General features: G+C 66.1%; 2 protein-coding genes. Both read left to right on the forward strand.

Features of this window, described 5'->3' with window-relative positions:
- Positions 1-57: 57 nt before the first annotated feature.
- A complete protein-coding gene (locus BZL64_RS31985) occupies positions 58-1017 on the forward strand; it encodes a carbohydrate ABC transporter permease (RefSeq protein ID WP_086772628.1) in 960 nt (319 codons plus the stop codon).
- On the forward strand, positions 1014-1862 hold the full coding sequence (locus BZL64_RS31990) for a carbohydrate ABC transporter permease (protein WP_086772629.1): 849 nt from the start codon (positions 1014-1016) through the stop codon (positions 1860-1862). The genes BZL64_RS31985 and BZL64_RS31990 overlap by 4 nt, the downstream gene beginning before the upstream one ends.
- Positions 1863-1927 lie beyond the last annotated feature (65 nt).

Consider the following 1927-nt stretch of genomic DNA (forward strand, 5'->3'; position numbering starts at 1 on the left):
GCAGACCGCAGACCGCAGACCACGAACCCCGGACCGGCGGACGCAGAAAGGCCCGACATGCCCGAGACGACCGAGACGGCACCCGCGAAGGTGCCGCGCGCCGCCACCCGGCCACCGAGGACGACACTCCGCCCGTCGCCCCGGCGCGGCCCCTCGCTGCTGCGCCGCCTGACCCCGTGGTTCTTCCTCGCCGCCCCGCTGGCCCTGCTGGTCACGTTCACCTACGTGCCCGTGGGGAACATGATCTTCTACAGCTTCACCGACTGGGACGGTGTCAGCCCGGACCGCGAGCTCACGGGCTTCGACAACTACCGGCAGATCTTCACCCGGCCCGAACTGTTCCGGGTGTTCTTCGTCAGCTTCTACTACCTCGCGGCCTCCGCCGTGCAGATCGTGATCGCCCTGTACTTCGCGACCGTCCTCAGCTTCGACCTGCGCTTCCGCAACTTCTTCAAGGGGATCCTGTTCTTCCCCTACCTCGTCAACGGCGTGGCCATCGGGTTCGTGTTCCTCTACTTCTTCCAGGACGGCGGCACACTGGACTCGGTGCTGTCGTGGTTCGGCGCCGGTTCCGACCACGCGTGGCTCGGCGACCCGACATCGGCGAACACCTCGCTGGCCGGCGTGTCCGTCTGGCGCTTCACCGGGCTCAACTTCGTACTGTTCCTGGGCGCGATCCAGTCGATCCCCGCCGAGCTGTACGAGGCGGCCCAGTTGGACGGTGCGACGCGGTGGCAGCAGTTCCGCCACATCATCGCCCCGAGCATCCGGCCGGTCGTCAGCCTCAGCGTCATCCTGGCCATCTCGGGATCGCTGTCCGTCTTCGAGATCCCGTACATCATGACCGGCGGCGCGACCGGCACCTCGACCTTCGTCATCCAGACGGTCAAGCTCGCCTTCCAGTTCAACAAGACGGGCCTGGCCTCCGCCGCCGCGGTCGTCCTGCTCCTCATCATCCTGCTGGTCACCTGGATCCAGCGCCGCCTCGTGCCCGACGAGAAGGTGGACCTCGTATGACCTCGCCCCTGCCCACCGCACGCCGTCGCCGGATCGCGCCGGCCCTGACCTACCTGTCGCTCGTCGTCGCGTCCCTGATCGTGCTGGTCCCGCTCGCCGTCGTCTTCCTGACCTCGCTGAAGACGTCCGAGGAGGTCGCCGACGGCGGTGCGCTGACCCTGCCGGGCAACTGGCTCAACTTCGGCAACTACGCGACGGCCTTCACCGACGGCAAGATGCTTTCCGCCTTCGGGAACACCGCGTTCATCCTGCTCTTCTCGATCACCGGTACCGTTCTCATCGGATCGATGACGGCGTACGCCGTCGACCGTTTCGCCTTCCGCGCCAAGAAGCCGATCATGGCGCTGTTCCTGATCGCCACGCTGGTACCCGGGGTCACCACCCAGGTCGCCACCTTCCAAGTGGTCAACAGCTTCGGCCTGTTCAACAGTCTGTGGGCGCCCATCCTGCTGTACATGGGGACGGACATCGTCTCGATCTACATCTTCCTGCAGTTCATCCGGGGCATCCCGGTCTCCCTGGACGAGGCGGCGAGGCTGGACGGGGCGAACGCGCTCACCATCTACTGGAAGATCATCCTGCCGCTGCTGAAGCCCGCCATCGCCACGGTCGTGATCATCAAGGGGATCACCGTCTACAACGACTTCTACATCCCCTTCCTCTACATGCCCTCCGAGGAGCTCGGCACCATCTCCACCGCGCTGTTCCGCTTCAAGGGCCCCTTCGGCGCGCACTGGGAGAACATCTCGGCCGGCACCGTCCTGGTGATCGTCCCGACCCTGCTCGTGTTCCTCTTCCTCCAGCGCTACATCTACAACGGCTTCTCGCAGGGCGCGACCAAGTGACACACGGTTACGGCGGTTCCCGGATCCCTCCGAGTCCCTGCGGGTCCGGCTGAGCCGCCACCGCG

The sequence above is a fragment of the Streptomyces bobili genome (genome assembly GCF_002154575.1).
GTDB lineage: Bacteria > Actinomycetota > Actinomycetes > Streptomycetales > Streptomycetaceae > Streptomyces > Streptomyces bobili.

Coding starts and splice junctions, on each gene's coding strand:
- BZL64_RS31985 (WP_086772628.1), top strand. CDS start 58: ATGCCCGAGACGACCGAGACGGCACCCGCGAAGGTGCCGCGCGCCGCC.
- BZL64_RS31990 (WP_086772629.1), top strand. CDS start 1,014: ATGACCTCGCCCCTGCCCACCGCACGCCGTCGCCGGATCGCGCCGGCC.